The following is a 14,400-nucleotide window of genomic DNA, read 5'->3' as shown; positions in this document are numbered from 1 at the left end:
GCTGGCGGGCATGGACTTCGACGCCCTCTACCGCGGCGAGAGCCCCGGCGAAGGAATCCCCCCGATGCCCACGCCGCCGTGGGACACCAAGGCGCCCAAGGACAACGTCATCGGTTGGCACACCGGCGGCTTCGTCCACGGCGACGTCCTCGACATCGGCTGCGGGCTTGGCGACAACGCGATCTATTTGGCCAAGAACGGCTACAACGTCACCGGGCTGGACATCTCGCCGACCGCGCTGATCACCGCCGAGCGGCGGGCCCGGGACGCGGGGGTCGACGTGAGGTTCGCGGTCGCCGACTCCACCAAGCTCGAGGGCTACGCCGACGCGTTCGACACCGTCGTCGACAGCGGCATGTTCCACTGCCTCGACGACGAGGGCAAGCGCGCCTACGCCGCGGCGGCGCACCGCGCGACCCGGCCCGGCGCCACGCTGCTGATCAGCTGCTTCTCCGACACCAACCCGATAAACGAAAACTGGCCCCGCCCGGCCGTGTCCGAGGAGACGCTGCGCGATGTCCTCGGCGGAGCGGGCTGGGACATCGAATCGCTCGAGCCGGCGACCGTGCGTCGCGAAGTCGATGGCACCGAGGTCGAAATGGCGTTCTGGTACGTCCGGGCGAAACGGCGCTACTAACCTGAACCGGGTGAATCGCTCGACGCTTGGCGCCAACGCGGCCCCGGTCCGTGAGGTGTGCGACGCCGGCCTGCTGGCCGGGGCGGTGACGATGGTCTGGCAGCGCGGAGAACTGCTGCAGGTCAACGAGATCGGCTACCGCGACATCGGCGCCGGCCTGCCGATGCAGCGCGACACGCTGTTTCGCATCGCGTCGATGACCAAGCCGGTGACGGTCGCGGCGATCATGAGCCAGGTCGACGAGGGCAAGCTGGCGCTCACCGACCCGGTCACGCGCTGGGCGCCGGAGCTGGCCGACGTGCGGGTGCTCGACGACCCGCACGGCCCGCTGGACCGCACGCACCCGCTGCGCCGAGCCATCCTGATCGAGGACCTGCTCACCCACACCAGCGGCCTGGCCTACGCCTTTTCGGTGTCCGGGCCGATCTCGAAGGCCTACATGCGGCTGCCCTTCAACCAGGGACCCGACGCCTGGCTCGGCGAGCTGGCCAAGCTGCCGCTGGTGCATCAGCCCGGCGAGAAGGTCACCTACAGCCACTCGATCGACCTGTTGGGCGTCATCGCTTCCCGCATCGACGGCAAGCCGTTCCACCAGGTCCTCGACGAGCGGGTGCTGGGCCCGGCGGGCATGCCCGACACCGGATTCTTCGTCACGCCGGAGGCGCGCCGCCGCGCGGCGACGATGTACTCCCTCGACGAGGATCACCAACTGCGCCACGACGTGATGGGCCCGCCGCACATCACGCCGCCCTCGTTCTGCAACGCCGGCGGCGGGCTGTGGTCGACGGCCGACGACTACCTGCGGTTCGTGCGGATGCTGCTGGGCGACGGCACCGTCGACGGCGTGCGGGTGTTGTCGGAGGAGTCGGCGCGCCTGATGCGGACCGACCGGCTCACCGACGAACAGAAGCGGCACAACTTCCTGGGGGCGCCGTACTGGGTGGGCCGCGGCTTCGGGCTGAACCTGTCGGTGGTGACCGACCCGGCCAAGTCGATCCCGCTGTTCGGGCCGGGCGGGCTGGGGACGTTCAGCTGGCCCGGCGCGTATGGAACCTGGTGGCAGGCCGACCCCAGCGCCGACCTGATCCTGCTGTATTTGATCCAAAATCTCCCCGATTTGACCGTGCACGCGGCCACGGCCGTCGCGGGCAACACGTCGCTGGCCAAACTCCGCACGGCCCAACCGAAATTCGTCCGCCGCACCTACCAGGCGCTCGGGCTCTGACACGATGGCCGTGTACCCGCCCGACCGCATCGACGGCGCGCGGGTGCTGTTGCGTCCGCCGGTGCTCGACGACGCCGGCGTGTTGTTCCAACGGGTCGCCCGCGACCCGCACGTCACGAAGTACCTCTTGTGGACCCCGCACGCCGACGTGGCCGCCACCCGACGGGTGATCACCGAGAAACTGAACGCCAGCGACGACGAGCGAACGTGGGCAATCACGTTGCGGCACAGCGGCGAGGTCGTCGGGTTGACCAGCTGCCGGCGCCCGGTGCCGCACTCGGTCGAGATCGGGTATTGCCTCGGGCGGCGGTGGTGGGGCAAGGGCTACATGCCCGAGGTGCTCGACCTGCTGCTGGCCGCACTGCACGCCGACGGCGGCGTGTACCGGGTGTGGGCCACCTGCCACGTCGACAACGACCGCTCGGCACGCGTGCTGCAACGGGCCGGGTTCGAGCTGGAGGGCCGGCTGGCCCGCTACGCCGTCTACCCCACCCTGGGGCCCGAGCCGCAGGACGCCCTGCTGTACGCCAAGGTGCTGCGCTGAGGCGCCGCTACCCGTCCAGGGCCCGCCGCGCGTAGGCGCGCACGTCGGCGTCGCCGTCCTTCAGCGCGATACCCAGGGCGTCGCGGGCGGCGGGATCGCCAGCCGACCGCGTCAGGCTCAGCACGGCGGCCTTGCGCACGTCGAGGTGCGCGTCGCCCAGCGCCTCGGCCAGCCTGGGCACCGCGACATCGGCGGCCGCGCCGGCGAGCGCCCGCGCCGCGCCCTCGCGCACCTGCCACGCCGGAGCCCCCAAGGCGCGGTCGACGGCGGCCAAATCCTCGTCCCGGCAACCCAATTGACCCAGGGCGGCGAGCGCGGCGGCGCGCACCAGCGGGTCGGGGTCGGCGAGCAGCGCCCGCACGGCGTCGCCGCCGCCGCCCAGCGTGGCCAGGCCGGCGGTCGCCGCGATGCGGACCTCCCGGTTCTCGTCCCGCGTGGCGATGACGACGCCGTCCACGTCGTCGACCGACACCAGCGCCCGCACCGCCTCGATCCGCACCCGGTGGTCCGAATCAGCCAGCGCATCAAGGTATTCCGCGGCTTCGCCGGCCCGCCGAGCGGCCAGCAGGTAGACGGCGGCCGCGCGCACCACCGTGTCGCGCGAGCCGAGGTGGGCGCGGACGGCGCCCGGGTCGGGCAGCACCTCGACCAGCTCCCGGACGCCCTCGGCGGCGGCGCGGCGCACCGAGGCGTCGGCGTCGTCCAGCGCCGCATAAAGCGCACGGGCATACCCGTCGGGGATGTGCTCGGTCAGCGTCGCCACCGCGGTGCGGCGCACCCCCGGATCGGCGTCGGCGAGATAGGGGTGCAGGTCGGCGATCGTCGGCTCCTCGAGCGCCAGCACCGAGGCGATGCGCGGGGAGGGCGGCTCGAAACCCGTTGGTGCGGACTGGATCCGCGATGCCGCGGTGGCCGGCGCCTGGCCGCCGATCAGCGGCGGCTGCGCCACCTCGTGCACGGTCTGATCCGACGGCGGCAACCCGTCGAGCTCGGGCACCGAAACCAGGTACGGGGCCACCGGCCGCTTGAGGAACACCATCTGCCCGTCGGGCCCCTTGCGCAGGTTCAGGTGATAACCCCACTCGCCGTCGTCGCGGACGGGCAGGTCGGCGCGGTCGTGGTAGAGGCCCCACCGCGATTCGGTGCGGGTCAGCGACGAGCGGGCGGCCATCTCGGCGCAGTCCCGGATGAACGACACCTCGACGGCGCGCATCAGCTCGTGCGGGTTGCGGGCGCCCATCTCGGCGATCTCGTCGCGCATCCGGTCGAAGGTCCGCACCGCGATGGACAGCTTGGCGGCCGTCTTGGGCGGCGCCACGTAGTCGTTGACGAAGCGGCGCAGCTTGTATTCGACCTGCGGCTGCGGCGGCCCGTCCGGATGCCGCAGCGGCCGGTAGATCAGCTCGTGCGCGGCCCGCAGCTGGTCCGACGGAAGCTCTTGTGGTGCAGCGGTTTTCGTGCTCACCGACGCGGCGTCGGTGCCGGCCAGGTCGCCGAACACGAACGCCCCGATCATGTAGTTGTGCGGCACGCAGGCCAGGTCCCCCGCCGCATACAGCCCCGGCACCGTGGTGCGGGCGTGCTCGTCGACCCAGACGCCGGACGCGGAATGCCCACTGCACAGCCCGATTTCGGAGATGTGCATCTCGACGTCGTGGGTGCGGTAGTCGTGACCGCGGTTGGCGTGGAACGTGCCCCGGGTCGGGCGCTCCGTGGTGTGCAGGATGTTCTCCAGCGCGGTCAGCGTCTCGTCGGGCAGGTGCGACACCTTCAGGTAGATGGGGCCGCGGGCGGAGTCGATCTCGCCCTTCACCTCGGCCATCATCTGGCCCGACCAGTAGTCCGAGTCGACGAACCGCTCCCCCAACGCGTTGACCTGATAGCCGCCGAACGGGTTGGCGACATAGGCACAGGCCGGGCCGTTGTAGTCCTTGATCAGCGGATTGACCTGGAAGCACTCGATCCCCGACAGCTCGGCGCCCGCGTGATAGGCCATCGCATACCCGTCGCCGGCGTTGGTCGGGTTCTCGTAGGTGCCGTACAGGTACCCCGAGGCGGGCAGCCCCAGGCGCCCGCAGGCGCCGGTGGCCAGGATCACCGCCTTGGCGCCCACGGCGACGAATTCGCCGGTGCGCGTGTGCAACGCCGCGGCGCCGACCGCCCGGCCCCCTTTGTCGGGGTCGGTCAACACCCGCACGGGCATCAGCCGGTTCTCGATGCGGATCTTCTCCCGCATCGAGCGCTGCCGCAGCACCCGGTACAGCGCCTTCTTGACGTCCTTGCCCTCCGGCATGGGCAGCACGTAGGAGCCCGAGCGGTGCACCCGGCGCACCGCGTACTCGCCGTGCTCGTCCTTTTCGAACTTCACCCCGTAGCGCTCCAGCCGCTGCACCATCGCGAAGCCTCGGGTGGCGGTCTGATAGACGGTGCGCTGGTTGACGATCCCGTCGTTGGCCCGGGTGATTTCGGCGACGTAGTCCTCGGGCTCCGCCTTGCCGGGGATGACGGCGTTGTTGACGCCGTCCATGCCCATCGCCAGCGCGCCGGAGTGCCGCACGTGCGCCTTCTCCAGCAGCAGCACCTGCGCGCCGTGCTCGGCGGCCGACAGCGCCGCCATGGTGCCCGCGGTGCCGCCGCCGATCACCAGCACGTCGCAGTCGAGGCGGACCGGGTCCAGGCCCGGGATCTCCATCATGCCGCCACCGAATGATCCAGCGCGCCAAGTACTTCGGCCCGCAGTTCCGGGCGCGGCACGTCACTGCGCGGGTCGGGCACGTCCAGCACCGCGCGCACCGGCTCGCCGGCGCGGCCCAGCACGACGATCCGGTCGCCCAGCGCCAGCGCCTCGTCGACGTCGTGGGTGACGAACACGATCGTGGTCGGGTGGGTGCGCCAGGTGTCGACGAGCAGCCGCTGCATGGCGGCGCGGGTCTGGGTGTCCAGCGCCCCGAACGGCTCGTCCATCAGCACGGCGCGCGGCGCCCCCGCGAGCCCGCGGGCGAGCTGAACCCGTTGGCGCATGCCGCCGGACAGGCTCTTGGGCAGGTAGTTGCCGAACCCCGTGAGCCCGAGCTCGTCGATCCACCGCTCGGCCGCCGCGCGCCGGCCGGCGCGCGGGACCCCCCGCAGCCGCAGCGCGAGCTCGATGTTGGACCGCACGGTGCGCCACGGCAGCAGCGCGTTGTCCTGGAACACCATGGCGCGGTCGCCGGAGGTGGTGGTGACCGCGGCGCCGTCGGCCAGCACCCGGCCCCCGTCGGGCGACAGCAGGCCGGCCAGCGCGCGCAGCACCGTCGACTTGCCGCACCCCGACGGCCCGGTCAGCACCAGAATCTCCCCCGGCCGCACCGTCAGGCTCAGCCCGTCGATCACCGGAGTCCCGGTGTAGGACAACCGGACTCGATCCAGTTCCAGCGCCAGGGCCGTCACCGCGCCACCTCCCCGCCCCGCGGCAGCCAGCGCGTCACGCGGCGGCCCACCAGTTCGACGGCCGCCGACGTCGCGAACCCCAGCACGCCGATCGTGATGATGCCGACGAACACCTGCGGGTAGGCCAGCACGGTGTAGTCCTGCCAGGTGCGATAGCCGACGCCGAGCCGGCCCGAGATCATCTCCGCGGAGATCACGCAGATCCACGCCACCCCCATGCCGACCGACAGGCCGCCGAACACGCCCGGCAGGATCCCCGGCAGCACCACCTGACTCAGCACCGCCCACCGGCCGCCGCCCAGGGTGCGCACCGAGTCCTCCCAGAGCGTGGGCAGCGCCCGCACCGCGTGCCGGGTGCTGACCATGATCGGGAAGTAGGCGGCCAAGAACGTGATGAACACGATGCCGGCCTCGTCGGTCGGGAACAGCAGGATCGCCACCGGCACCATCGCGATCGCCGGGACGGGCCGGGCCAGCTCGGCCAGCGGGCCGAAGATGTCGGCGAACCAGCGGGAACGGCCCAGCAGCACGCCGGTGGCCACGCCGATCACGGCGGCCAGCCCGAAGCCGGTCAGGATCCGCAGCAGCGACTGCGCCAGGTCGAGCCAGTACTCGTAGGCGCCCAGCCGGCGCTGCAGCGCGTGCACGATCGACGTGACCGTCGGCAACGTGTCGAAGCGCAGCAGCAGCCGCACCTTGCCCGCGGTGAGCGCCTGCCACAACACGATCGCCGCGGCCACCGACGCCAGCCGCACCGCGCGCGACCGCCACGGCGAGGCGGGCCGCCGCGGCGGCGCCAGGGCGGGCGCAGCGACCGTGTCGAGCGCCTGATCGACCACTACGTGGGCCGTCATACCGAACCTCCCAGTGCCTCTTGGTAATCCACGGCGACGCTGCCGGGATGTGCGGTGATGTAGCGGCGCGCCCCGGCCGGGGTGCCGAAGGGGTGATAGGTCTGGCCGTCTTTCACCCAGACCGCCTTGTCGGCGAACCAGCGGGTGCCCAGCTCGGCGTCGGGCACGTAGGCCGCCCGGACCTTGGCGCCGCGGGCGGTCGCGTCCCGGACCGCGCGCAGCAGGTCCGTCGGGGTGGCGACCGTTTGGGTCGCGTCGGTCCCGTCCAGCCACAGTTCGCTCGCCTGGGCGGGGTCGCCGGCGAGCAGCGACGGGTTGGCGGCGCGGGCCAGGGCCGCGTCGTAGTCCAGGCCGCGGGCGGCGAACACGGCGCGCAGCGGCGCGTCCACCACGAACTTCCCCACGTCGAGGTCGGCGAAGTCGCCGATCGACTTCAGGTAGGGCACATCGCTTTTCAGCGCGTCGATCAGCGACGGCTTGAGGGTGGTGTCGAACGACGTGCCGCCCGGGCCGTTGTAGAGGTACACCACCTCCTGCGGCAGCCCGCTGGCCTGGGCGACGATGCGGGCGGCCTGCAGCGGCTTGTCGTTGAGGAAGTCGGTGGCGTCCAGCTGTGCCTGCAAAAACGCCGCCAGCACCTCCGGGTGCGACGACGCGTACGAGCGGCGCACCACCACCCCGTGCAGGGTGGGCAGGTTCAGCTCGGCCCCGTCGTAGAGCAGCTTGGCCTTGCCCTGGTACACCAGCAGCCCGGGCCACGCCACGAACTGCGAAAGCCCTTGCACCTGACCGGATTCCAGCGCGGACGCCCCGATCTGCGGTTGCTGGTTGAGCACCTCGACGCCGTTGATGCCGGCCCGTTGCAGCGCGCGCACCAGCGTGCCGTGGCCGGCTGAGCCCACGCTGGCCGAGACCTTGGTGCCGGCCAGGTCGGCCAGCCCCGTCGCCGGCGAATCCGGCTTCACCACAACCATGTTCAGCGCGCCCTTGGGGTTGTAGCCGGTGATCGACACGATCTCGGTGCGCGCCAGCGGGTTGGCCTGCGTCTTGGAGCCGTTGATCAGCATCGGGTAGTCGCCCATCGAGCCGATGTCGATCTTTTCGGCGAGCATCTGCGCGGTGATCGGCGCGCCGGTGTCGTAGTCCTGCCAGCGCACCGCGTACCGGGTGCCGGTGCGCGACGTGATGTCGGCCAGCCGGCGCTCCAGGTAGCCCTGCGCGCGCAGCAGCGTGCCCGCGGTGACGGTGTTGATGGTCTTGGACTGGTAGCCCACCACGACGTTGACCACGCCGGAGGATTGCGACAGCGATTCCAGCGAGCAACCGGAGACGGCGGCGACGATCACGGCCGCCACCGAGATCAGCCGCGCGGCTTGGCGTTTCATCAGCGGATCAGATAGGGCATGTTGACCGTGACGGCGCCCGTCGGGCAGCGGGCCGCGCACGGCCCGCAATACCAGCACTCGTCGACGTGCATGTAGGCCTTGCCGGTTTCGGGGTTGATGGCCAGCGCGTCCAGCGGGCAGACCTCGACGCACAGCGTGCAGCCGTCGATGCACAGCGACTCGTCGATGGTGACCGGGACGTCGGCGCGATGGTTGACCAGCGTCATGGCTTGCTCCTGCTCGGGTTGGCTCTAATGAGGTTGCCCCGCATGGTGATTCGATCACCACGCATCCGGATGTATTCCAGGTCCACGGGCCGGCCGTCGTCGAGGCTGGTGAGCCGCTCCAGCATCAGCAGCGCCGCCCCGTCGGGCACCTGCAGGGTGGCCGCCGAGTGCGCGTCGGCGGGGATGGCTTCCAGCGCCAGCGACGCCGATCCCAGCCGCTGCCCGCTGACCTGCTCGATGAGGGCGAAGATGTCGTTCGTTTCCAGCGGATGCTTCAAGATGCGCGCCCCGACGTCCGGTGCCAGGTAGGTCAGGTCGAGGCTCAGCGGCAGGTCGCCCAGGTAGCGCAGCCGTTCGACGAACACCGCCTGCTCGCCCGGTTCCAGCCGCAGCCGCCGGGCCACCGCCGGCGGGGCGGTCACCGGCATGGCGGCCCGCACCTCGTTGCGGACCTCGCCGAGGTGCTTGAACGTTTCCTTGAGCCCCAGCAGCGAGTCGAGCCCGTGCGAGAACTTGCGCTGCGCGACGTGGGTGCCGACCCTGGGCCCGCGCTCGATCAGGCCCTCGCGTTTGAGGACGGCCAGCGCCTCGCGAACGGTGTTGCGCGACACCGAGAATTCGGCCGCCAATTCGGCCTCGGCCGGCAACCCGTCGGCGTAGGCGCCGGCGTGGATCTGCTGGCGCACCACGTCGGCGACCCGGCGGGCCCGGTCGGACCGGGACCCCTCCAACGGTCCGCGTATCGGTACAGGTTGCGCCACGGGAGTCACGCTATCGCCGGTCAGCGGCCTTTTCGGGCGGCCGGCCGGGCCCGACGAGAGCGCCCCAACGCATTGCGCCGGTTGCGATTCGGCGGCGACCAGCCCAAACCGGCCCGCGCCGCGCGATTGCGCCACCCCGGTGCGCGCACGGGCTTTGCGATCCCACTGAGCGGAATCCGCGCGGCGTTGCTATAACTTTGCAGGTGCTGGCAAGCTGGCTCACCCGCAACGTGCTGGTGCTGTCGCTGGTGTCGCTGCTGCAGGACGCGGCCAGCGAGCTGCTGTACCCGCTGCTGCCGATCTATTTGACCACCGTGCTGGGCGCCCCGCCGGGGGTGGTGGGCGCGGTGGAGGGCGCCGCCGAGGGCGCGGCCTCGCTGACCAAGATCGCGTCCGGCCCGCTCGGTGACCGGTTCGCCCGCCGCCCGCTGGTCGGGACCGGCTACGGGATGGCGGCGCTGGGCAAGCTCGTCGTCGCCGCGGCCGGGGCGTGGCCCGGGGTGCTGGTCGGGCGGGTGGCCGACCGGTTGGGCAAGGGGCTGCGCGGCGCGCCGCGCGACGCGCTGCTGGTCGACGGCGTCGGGGCCGCCGAGCGCGGCCGGGTGTTCGGGTTTCACCGCACCATGGACACCCTCGGCGCCGTCGTCGGCCCGCTGCTCGGGCTGTCCGGTTACGAGCTGTTCGACCACCGCATCGGCCCGGTGCTCTACCTGTCCGTGATCCCGGCGGTGCTCAGCGCGCTGTTGATCGCCTGGGTGCGCGAGCGGCCCCGAAACCCCGCGCCCGCGGCCCGGCCGCCGATTTTCGCCGGCGCCCGGCGGCTGCCCCGGCGGTATTGGGGGCCGGTCGGCTTCCTGGTCGCGTTCAGCGTGGTCAACTTCCCCGACGCGCTGCTGTTGTTGCGGCTCAAGCAGATCGGCTTTTCGGTCGTCGGCGTCATCCTCGCCTACGTCGGCTACAACGCCGTCTACGCGCTGGCGAGCTTCCCGGCGGGCGCGCTCGCGGACCGCTTCGGCCGGCCGGTGGTCTACGGCGTGGGGCTGGCGTTCTTCGCGGTCGCCTACTGCGGTGTGGGCCTGACCACCGACACCGCCACCGCGACGGCGCTCGTGGTGGCCTACGGCGTCTTCACCGCCTGCTACGACGGCGTCGGAAAGGCCTGGATCTCAACGGTTGTCGGAGACGACCTGCAGTCTTGCGCCCAGGGCCTCTTCCAGGGCCTCAGCGGGCTGGCGGTGCTGGCCGCCGGGCTGTGGGCCGGCCTGCTGTGGGGCGCCAAAGGGCAGCTGCCCCTGCTGATTTCGGGCACGGTCGGCGCGGTGTTCGCGGTTGTGTTGCTCGCCGCCACGCCGACGCTGGCTAGGCTTTCTCGGTAACCACCCGGGCCGCGCCGTCGCCGTTGCGCGCCGAACCGTCCGAGGCCTTGCCCGGCAGCTCGAACGCCGACAACGCCGACCCGACCGCCGCGGTCGCGGCGTTGCGCTGGGCCTCCATCCGGGCCAGCGCCGCCTCGGTGAACACCGACAACCCGAGTTCGGGGTTGTAGCCGTGGATCTCCTTGACGTCGAGCTGCGCCAGGAAGTAGACGATCTCCTTGGACACCACCTGGCCCGGCACCAGCACCGGAAAGCCCGGCGGGTAGGGCACCACGAACGTGGTGGACACCAGGCTCTTGCCCTCGGCCAGCCGCCGGCCCGCCCGGCCGATCAGCACGTGCTCGCGGTCGGACTCCTCGTAACCGGCGTAGAAGGCCGACCGCATGTCGCCGAACTTGCAGGCGTCGACGGGACGGAAGGCCACGTCGAACTCGGAGAAGTCGGGCAGGTGCGGCAGGTCCTCGGTGATCTCCTCCACCCGGCGCGCCTGCAGCGCGCGGTCCTCCTTGCCGCCGATGCTCTGGCTGCGCTCGAAATCGCAGGCGATGCGCCGCAGCACGTCGAGCAGGTAGTGCACGCTCGACCAGGTGACCCCGATGGTGAAGATCAGCAGCACGCTGTTGATCGAGGTCTTGTTGATCTGGATGCCGAAGCGGTCCATCAGGATTTTCTCGCGGAAGTCGTAGCCGTTCATCCCGGTCTTGCCGACGAACAGGGTGACCCGGGTGGCGTCCAGCACGAACTGGTCGGACCGCCACGCCTCGTTCCATTCGGCGAGCGCGCCCTGGCGAACCTGGCGGTAGGAGCTGACGGACGAGGCGCGGAACTCGTCGGGCACCAGGTCGGACTCGTCGAGGATGCGGAACCACTTGCTGATCAGCCGGTCCTTGCGGACCCGGTGCCGAAAGACCAGCGCCATGTTGTAGACGTTGCGCACCAGCTCGAAGCCCTCGATGTCGACCTGCCGGCGCGCCAGGTCCAGCGAGGCCAGCAGCTGCTGGTTCGGCGAGGTCGAGGTGTGGGTCAAAAACGCCTCGCCGAACGCGTCGCGGGTCAGCGCCTTGAAGTCCTGGTCGCGGACGTGGATCATCGACGCCTGCCGAAGCGCCGACAGCGACTTGTGCGTGGAGTGCGTCGCATACACCCGCACCCGCGCGCGGGCGGGGTCGGGCAGCAGCCGCCGGTCGACCCACTCCGACCGGTCGACGCCTTCCATCCCCGCGGCCCAATCCCGGTACTCCGCGGCGTATTCCGGGGAGGCCAGCATCTGCTCGAGGCGCTCGGCGGCCACCATCGCGGTGCGCTGGCGCGCCCAGGGCACCGCCGTCGCGAACGCGTACCACGCCTCGTCCCACAAAAAGCAGATGTCGGGCTTGATGGCCAGCACCTCTTCCATCACGCGGCGCGGGTTGTACACGACGCCGTCGAAGGTGCAGTTGGTGAGCAGCAGCATCCGCACCCGGTGCAGCTGCCCGGCGGCGTCGAGATCCAGCAGCGCCTGCTTGATCGTGCGCAGCGACACCGCCCCGTAGATGGCGTACTGCGGCAGCGGGTAGGCGTCCAGGTACAGCGGGTAGGCGCCGGCCAGGACCAGGCCGTAGTGATGCGACTTGTGGCAGTTGCGGTCGATCAGCACGATGTCGCCCGGGCGGGTCAGCGCCTGCACGACGATCTTGTTGGCCGTCGACGTGCCGTTGGTGACGAAGTAGGTCTCGTTGGAGTTCCAGGTGAGCGCGGCCTTGTTCATCGCGGAGCGGAGGTTGCCGTGCGGGTCCAGCAGCGAGTCCAGCCCGCCCGAGGTGGTCGACGTCTCGGCCATGAAGATGTTGCGGCCGTAGAACTCGCCCATGTCCTGCAGCGACTTGGAGTTGAAGATGCTGGCGCCCCGCGCGACGGGAAGCGCGTGGAACTGGCCCACCGGGGCCGCCGCGTAGGCGCGCAGCGCGTCGAAAAACGGTGTGGCGAAACGGTTTCGCAGGCCGGCCAGCACGGTGCTGTTCAGATCGGTGACGTCGTTGAGCCGGTAGAACGTGCGGTCGTAGACGTCGGGTTCGTCCTCGGTCTGCGCGGCGATCGACTCGTCGGTGAGCAGGTACCGGTCGATGTGGGGCCGCAGCTCTTTGATCCATTCCGCGCACTCGACCCAGTCCTGGGTGTCGTCGGTGACGGCGTCGTCGCCGTCGGTGCCCAGCAGCGTCGTCATCAGCGGCACCCGGTCGCGGGACCGCAGCGGCAGGTCGTGGCGGATGATCGCCGCCTGGATCTCGCCGTTCAGCGCGACCGCGGTGATCGCGTCCTCGATGCTGCCCACCACCAGCAGCTCGTATTGCAGATCGTCCGACGGGTTGCGCAGCGCGCGAAGGCATTCCGCGAGGCTGTCCGGGGCCGTCGCCGGGGCGTCGTCGGCCAGCAGCACGGTGTAGAACTGCTGCTTTTTGGCCTGCGCGACCAGCTCCTGCTCGGCCAGCGACGCCGAGGTGTCGAACAGCCCGGCCCGGTCGCCGTACTCGGACAGCAGCCGCACGGCCAGCGACACCTCCTCGGCCAGCCGCACCGTCGACAGGCTCTCCAGGTGGGCGCGAAACGTCGCCAGGTTCTGCACGCCGGGGTAGAGCCAGTACCGCTCGTAGGCCCCGATGCGGTCCATCAGCCGCTTCACCTTGGCGATGTCGTGGGTCTTGTCCAGCCCGGCCAGGTCCACCTCGGCGAGGTGCCGGCAGGCGTCGTCGAGCAGGTTCCAGGTGTCCAGGCGGGTGTACGACGGGTTGGCGACCGCCGCGAGCGCGGACACACGAAGTCGGCGCGGGCGCGCGCTGTCTCGGTTCATCTCAGTCATTGTGCCCGCGGACGGGCGCCCCGCGGGATCGTTTCGCTCAGCGATCCGGCCGGGTCACCCCTCGGTGCCCCTGACGGCGCGCGCGGCGGCCCGGATCTGCGGCGTCACCAGCATGACCTGGCCCAGCACGCCGTTGACGAAGCCGGGCGAGTCGTCGGTGGACAGCTCCTTGGCCAGCCGCACGGCCTCGTCGACGGCGACCGGCTCGGGCACGTCCTCGGCGTACAGCAGCTCCCACACCGCGACCCGCAGGATCGCCCGGTCCACCGCGGGAAGGCGGTCCAGCGTCCAGCCCTGCAGGTGCGAGCTGAGCAGGTCGTCGATGTGGGCGGCGTGCTCGCCGACGCCCCGCGCCGCCGCGACGGTGTAGGGGTGCAGCGCCGCCACGTCCGGGTTGGAGCCGGCCAGGGCGGTGCGGACGTCGACCACCTCGGCCGGGCTCAGGCCCCGCGCCTCGGCCTCGAACAGCAGGTCGACGGCCCGCTTGCGGGCCTGGTGGCGTCCTTTAACGGGCCGCGCGGGCCGGCTCACGCGTTGACGCGCCCCAGGTAGCTGCCGTCGCGGGTATCGACCTTGAGCTTGTCGCCGGTGTTGATGAACAGCGGCACCTGGATTTCCGCGCCGGTCTCCACCGTGGCGGGTTTGGTGCCGGCGCTGGACCGGTCGCCCTGCAGGCCGGGCTCGGTGTGGGTGACCTCCATTTCGACCGACACCGGCAGCTCGATGTACAGCGGCGACCCGTTGTGGAACGCGATCTGCACCGGCAGGCCCTCCAGCAGGAACCGGGACGCGTCGCCGACCAGCGATTCGGGCAGCGGGTGCTGCTCGAAGTCCTCGCTGTCCATGAACACGTAGTCCGAGCCGTCGTGATACAGGTACGTGGCGTCGCGGCGGTCGACGGTCGCGGTCTCGACCTTGACGCCCGCGTTGTAGGTCTTGTCAACGACCTTGCCGGAGACGACGTTCTTGAGCTTGGTGCGCACGAAGGCCGGCCCCTTGCCGGGTTTGACGTGCTGGAACTCGACGATCTGCCACAGCTGGCCGTCGATCACCAGCACCAGTCCGTTCTTGAAGTCGGCGGTCGATGCCACGGTCGGTGTATCTCCTACAGGGATGGCCTGTGATT

13 protein-coding genes are annotated in these 14,400 nt (G+C 71.0%); 4 read left to right on the top strand and 9 right to left on the bottom strand.

The genetic code is table 11. The features are described from left to right. Position 1: 1 nt before the first annotated feature. Genes AWC19_RS09705 through AWC19_RS09695 form a run of 3 tightly spaced genes read left to right on the top strand, consistent with a single transcriptional unit; the run spans position 2 to position 2,406 of the window. The gene (locus tag AWC19_RS09705) at positions 2 to 637 is read left to right on the top strand and encodes a class I SAM-dependent methyltransferase (protein ID WP_142281096.1); all 636 of its coding nucleotides are present in this window, start codon (positions 2 to 4) and stop codon (positions 635 to 637) included. A gap of 10 nt (positions 638 to 647) precedes the next feature. Further along, on the top strand, positions 648 to 1,862 hold the full coding sequence (locus AWC19_RS09700; RefSeq protein ID WP_245848876.1) for a serine hydrolase domain-containing protein: 1,215 nt from the start codon (positions 648 to 650) through the stop codon (positions 1,860 to 1,862). Between the two features lie 4 nt (positions 1,863 to 1,866). Further along, on the top strand, positions 1,867 to 2,406 hold the full coding sequence (locus AWC19_RS09695; RefSeq protein ID WP_085077844.1) for a GNAT family N-acetyltransferase: 540 nt from the start codon (positions 1,867 to 1,869) through the stop codon (positions 2,404 to 2,406). 7 nt (positions 2,407 to 2,413) lie between these two features. Here AWC19_RS09695 and AWC19_RS09690 read toward each other — a convergent pair whose 3' ends face one another. Genes AWC19_RS09690 through AWC19_RS09665 form a run of 6 tightly spaced genes read right to left on the bottom strand, consistent with a single transcriptional unit; the run spans position 2,414 to position 9,071 of the window. Next, entirely contained in the window at positions 2,414 to 5,101 is a 2,688-nt protein-coding gene (locus AWC19_RS09690; protein ID WP_211284890.1) for a fumarate reductase/succinate dehydrogenase flavoprotein subunit, read from the bottom strand. After that, positions 5,098 to 5,835: an ABC transporter ATP-binding protein gene (locus tag AWC19_RS09685; protein WP_085077842.1), complete on the bottom strand. Its 738-nt coding sequence runs from the start codon at positions 5,833 to 5,835 to the stop codon at positions 5,098 to 5,100. Before AWC19_RS09685 ends, AWC19_RS09690 begins: the two co-directional genes overlap by 4 nt. Beyond that, positions 5,832 to 6,689, bottom strand: coding sequence for an ABC transporter permease (locus AWC19_RS09680; RefSeq protein WP_085077841.1), 858 nt, complete (start codon positions 6,687 to 6,689; stop codon positions 5,832 to 5,834). Before AWC19_RS09680 ends, AWC19_RS09685 begins: the two co-directional genes overlap by 4 nt. Then, positions 6,686 to 8,074 carry an ABC transporter substrate-binding protein gene (locus AWC19_RS09675; RefSeq protein ID WP_085077840.1) on the bottom strand — a complete coding sequence of 463 codons (1,389 nt, stop codon included), beginning with the start codon at positions 8,072 to 8,074 and terminating at the stop codon, positions 6,686 to 6,688. Before AWC19_RS09675 ends, AWC19_RS09680 begins: the two co-directional genes overlap by 4 nt. Next, the gene (locus AWC19_RS09670; RefSeq protein ID WP_085077839.1) at positions 8,074 to 8,301 is read right to left on the bottom strand and encodes a 4Fe-4S dicluster domain-containing protein; all 228 of its coding nucleotides are present in this window, start codon (positions 8,299 to 8,301) and stop codon (positions 8,074 to 8,076) included. Before AWC19_RS09670 ends, AWC19_RS09675 begins: the two co-directional genes overlap by 1 nt. After that, the gene (locus tag AWC19_RS09665) at positions 8,298 to 9,071 is read right to left on the bottom strand and encodes a GntR family transcriptional regulator (RefSeq protein ID WP_085077890.1); all 774 of its coding nucleotides are present in this window, start codon (positions 9,069 to 9,071) and stop codon (positions 8,298 to 8,300) included. The genes AWC19_RS09670 and AWC19_RS09665 overlap by 4 nt, the downstream gene beginning before the upstream one ends. A gap of 197 nt (positions 9,072 to 9,268) precedes the next feature. Here AWC19_RS09665 and AWC19_RS09660 point away from each other — a divergent pair, with 197 nt between their 5' ends. Further along, positions 9,269 to 10,438, top strand: a complete 1,170-nt coding sequence (locus AWC19_RS09660) for an MFS transporter (RefSeq protein WP_142281099.1) — start codon at positions 9,269 to 9,271, stop codon at positions 10,436 to 10,438. Here AWC19_RS09660 and AWC19_RS09655 read toward each other — a convergent pair. The 3 genes from AWC19_RS09655 to efp all read right to left on the bottom strand — a co-directional run bounded on the left by AWC19_RS09655 (position 10,422) and on the right by efp (position 14,365). Then, complete coding sequence (locus AWC19_RS09655) at positions 10,422 to 13,265, bottom strand: aminotransferase class I/II-fold pyridoxal phosphate-dependent enzyme (RefSeq protein ID WP_085077837.1); 2,844 nt, start codon at positions 13,263 to 13,265, stop codon at positions 10,422 to 10,424. The two genes, AWC19_RS09660 and AWC19_RS09655, sit on opposite strands and share 17 nt — an antisense overlap. A 63-nt stretch (positions 13,266 to 13,328) precedes the next feature. Beyond that, the gene (nusB, locus tag AWC19_RS09650) at positions 13,329 to 13,805 is read right to left on the bottom strand and encodes a transcription antitermination factor NusB (RefSeq protein ID WP_085077836.1); all 477 of its coding nucleotides are present in this window, start codon (positions 13,803 to 13,805) and stop codon (positions 13,329 to 13,331) included. Beyond that, positions 13,802 to 14,365, bottom strand: a complete 564-nt coding sequence (gene efp / locus AWC19_RS09645; protein WP_085077835.1) for an elongation factor P — start codon at positions 14,363 to 14,365, stop codon at positions 13,802 to 13,804. The genes nusB and efp overlap by 4 nt, the downstream gene beginning before the upstream one ends. Positions 14,366 to 14,400: the final 35 nt, after the last annotated feature.

The sequence above is a fragment of the Mycobacterium palustre genome (assembly GCF_002101785.1).
Taxonomy (GTDB): domain Bacteria; phylum Actinomycetota; class Actinomycetes; order Mycobacteriales; family Mycobacteriaceae; genus Mycobacterium; species Mycobacterium palustre.
The sequence above is the reverse complement of the archived record's forward strand: the minus strand, read 5'-3'. Positions and strand labels throughout refer to the sequence as shown.

What these genes read in the sequence shown, in the direction of transcription:
- AWC19_RS09690 (WP_211284890.1), bottom strand. Translation starts at nt 5,101, where the DNA reads ATGATGGAGATCCCGGGCCTGGACCCGGTCCGCCTCGACTGCGACGTG.
- AWC19_RS09675 (WP_085077840.1), bottom strand. Translation starts at nt 8,074, where the DNA reads ATGAAACGCCAAGCCGCGCGGCTGATCTCGGTGGCGGCCGTGATCGTC.
- AWC19_RS09670 (WP_085077839.1), bottom strand. Translation starts at nt 8,301, where the DNA reads ATGACGCTGGTCAACCATCGCGCCGACGTCCCGGTCACCATCGACGAG.
- AWC19_RS09695 (WP_085077844.1), top strand. Translation starts at nt 1,867, where the DNA reads ATGGCCGTGTACCCGCCCGACCGCATCGACGGCGCGCGGGTGCTGTTG.
- AWC19_RS09680 (WP_085077841.1), bottom strand. Translation starts at nt 6,689, where the DNA reads ATGACGGCCCACGTAGTGGTCGATCAGGCGCTCGACACGGTCGCTGCG.
- AWC19_RS09655 (WP_085077837.1), bottom strand. Translation starts at nt 13,265, where the DNA reads ATGAACCGAGACAGCGCGCGCCCGCGCCGACTTCGTGTGTCCGCGCTC.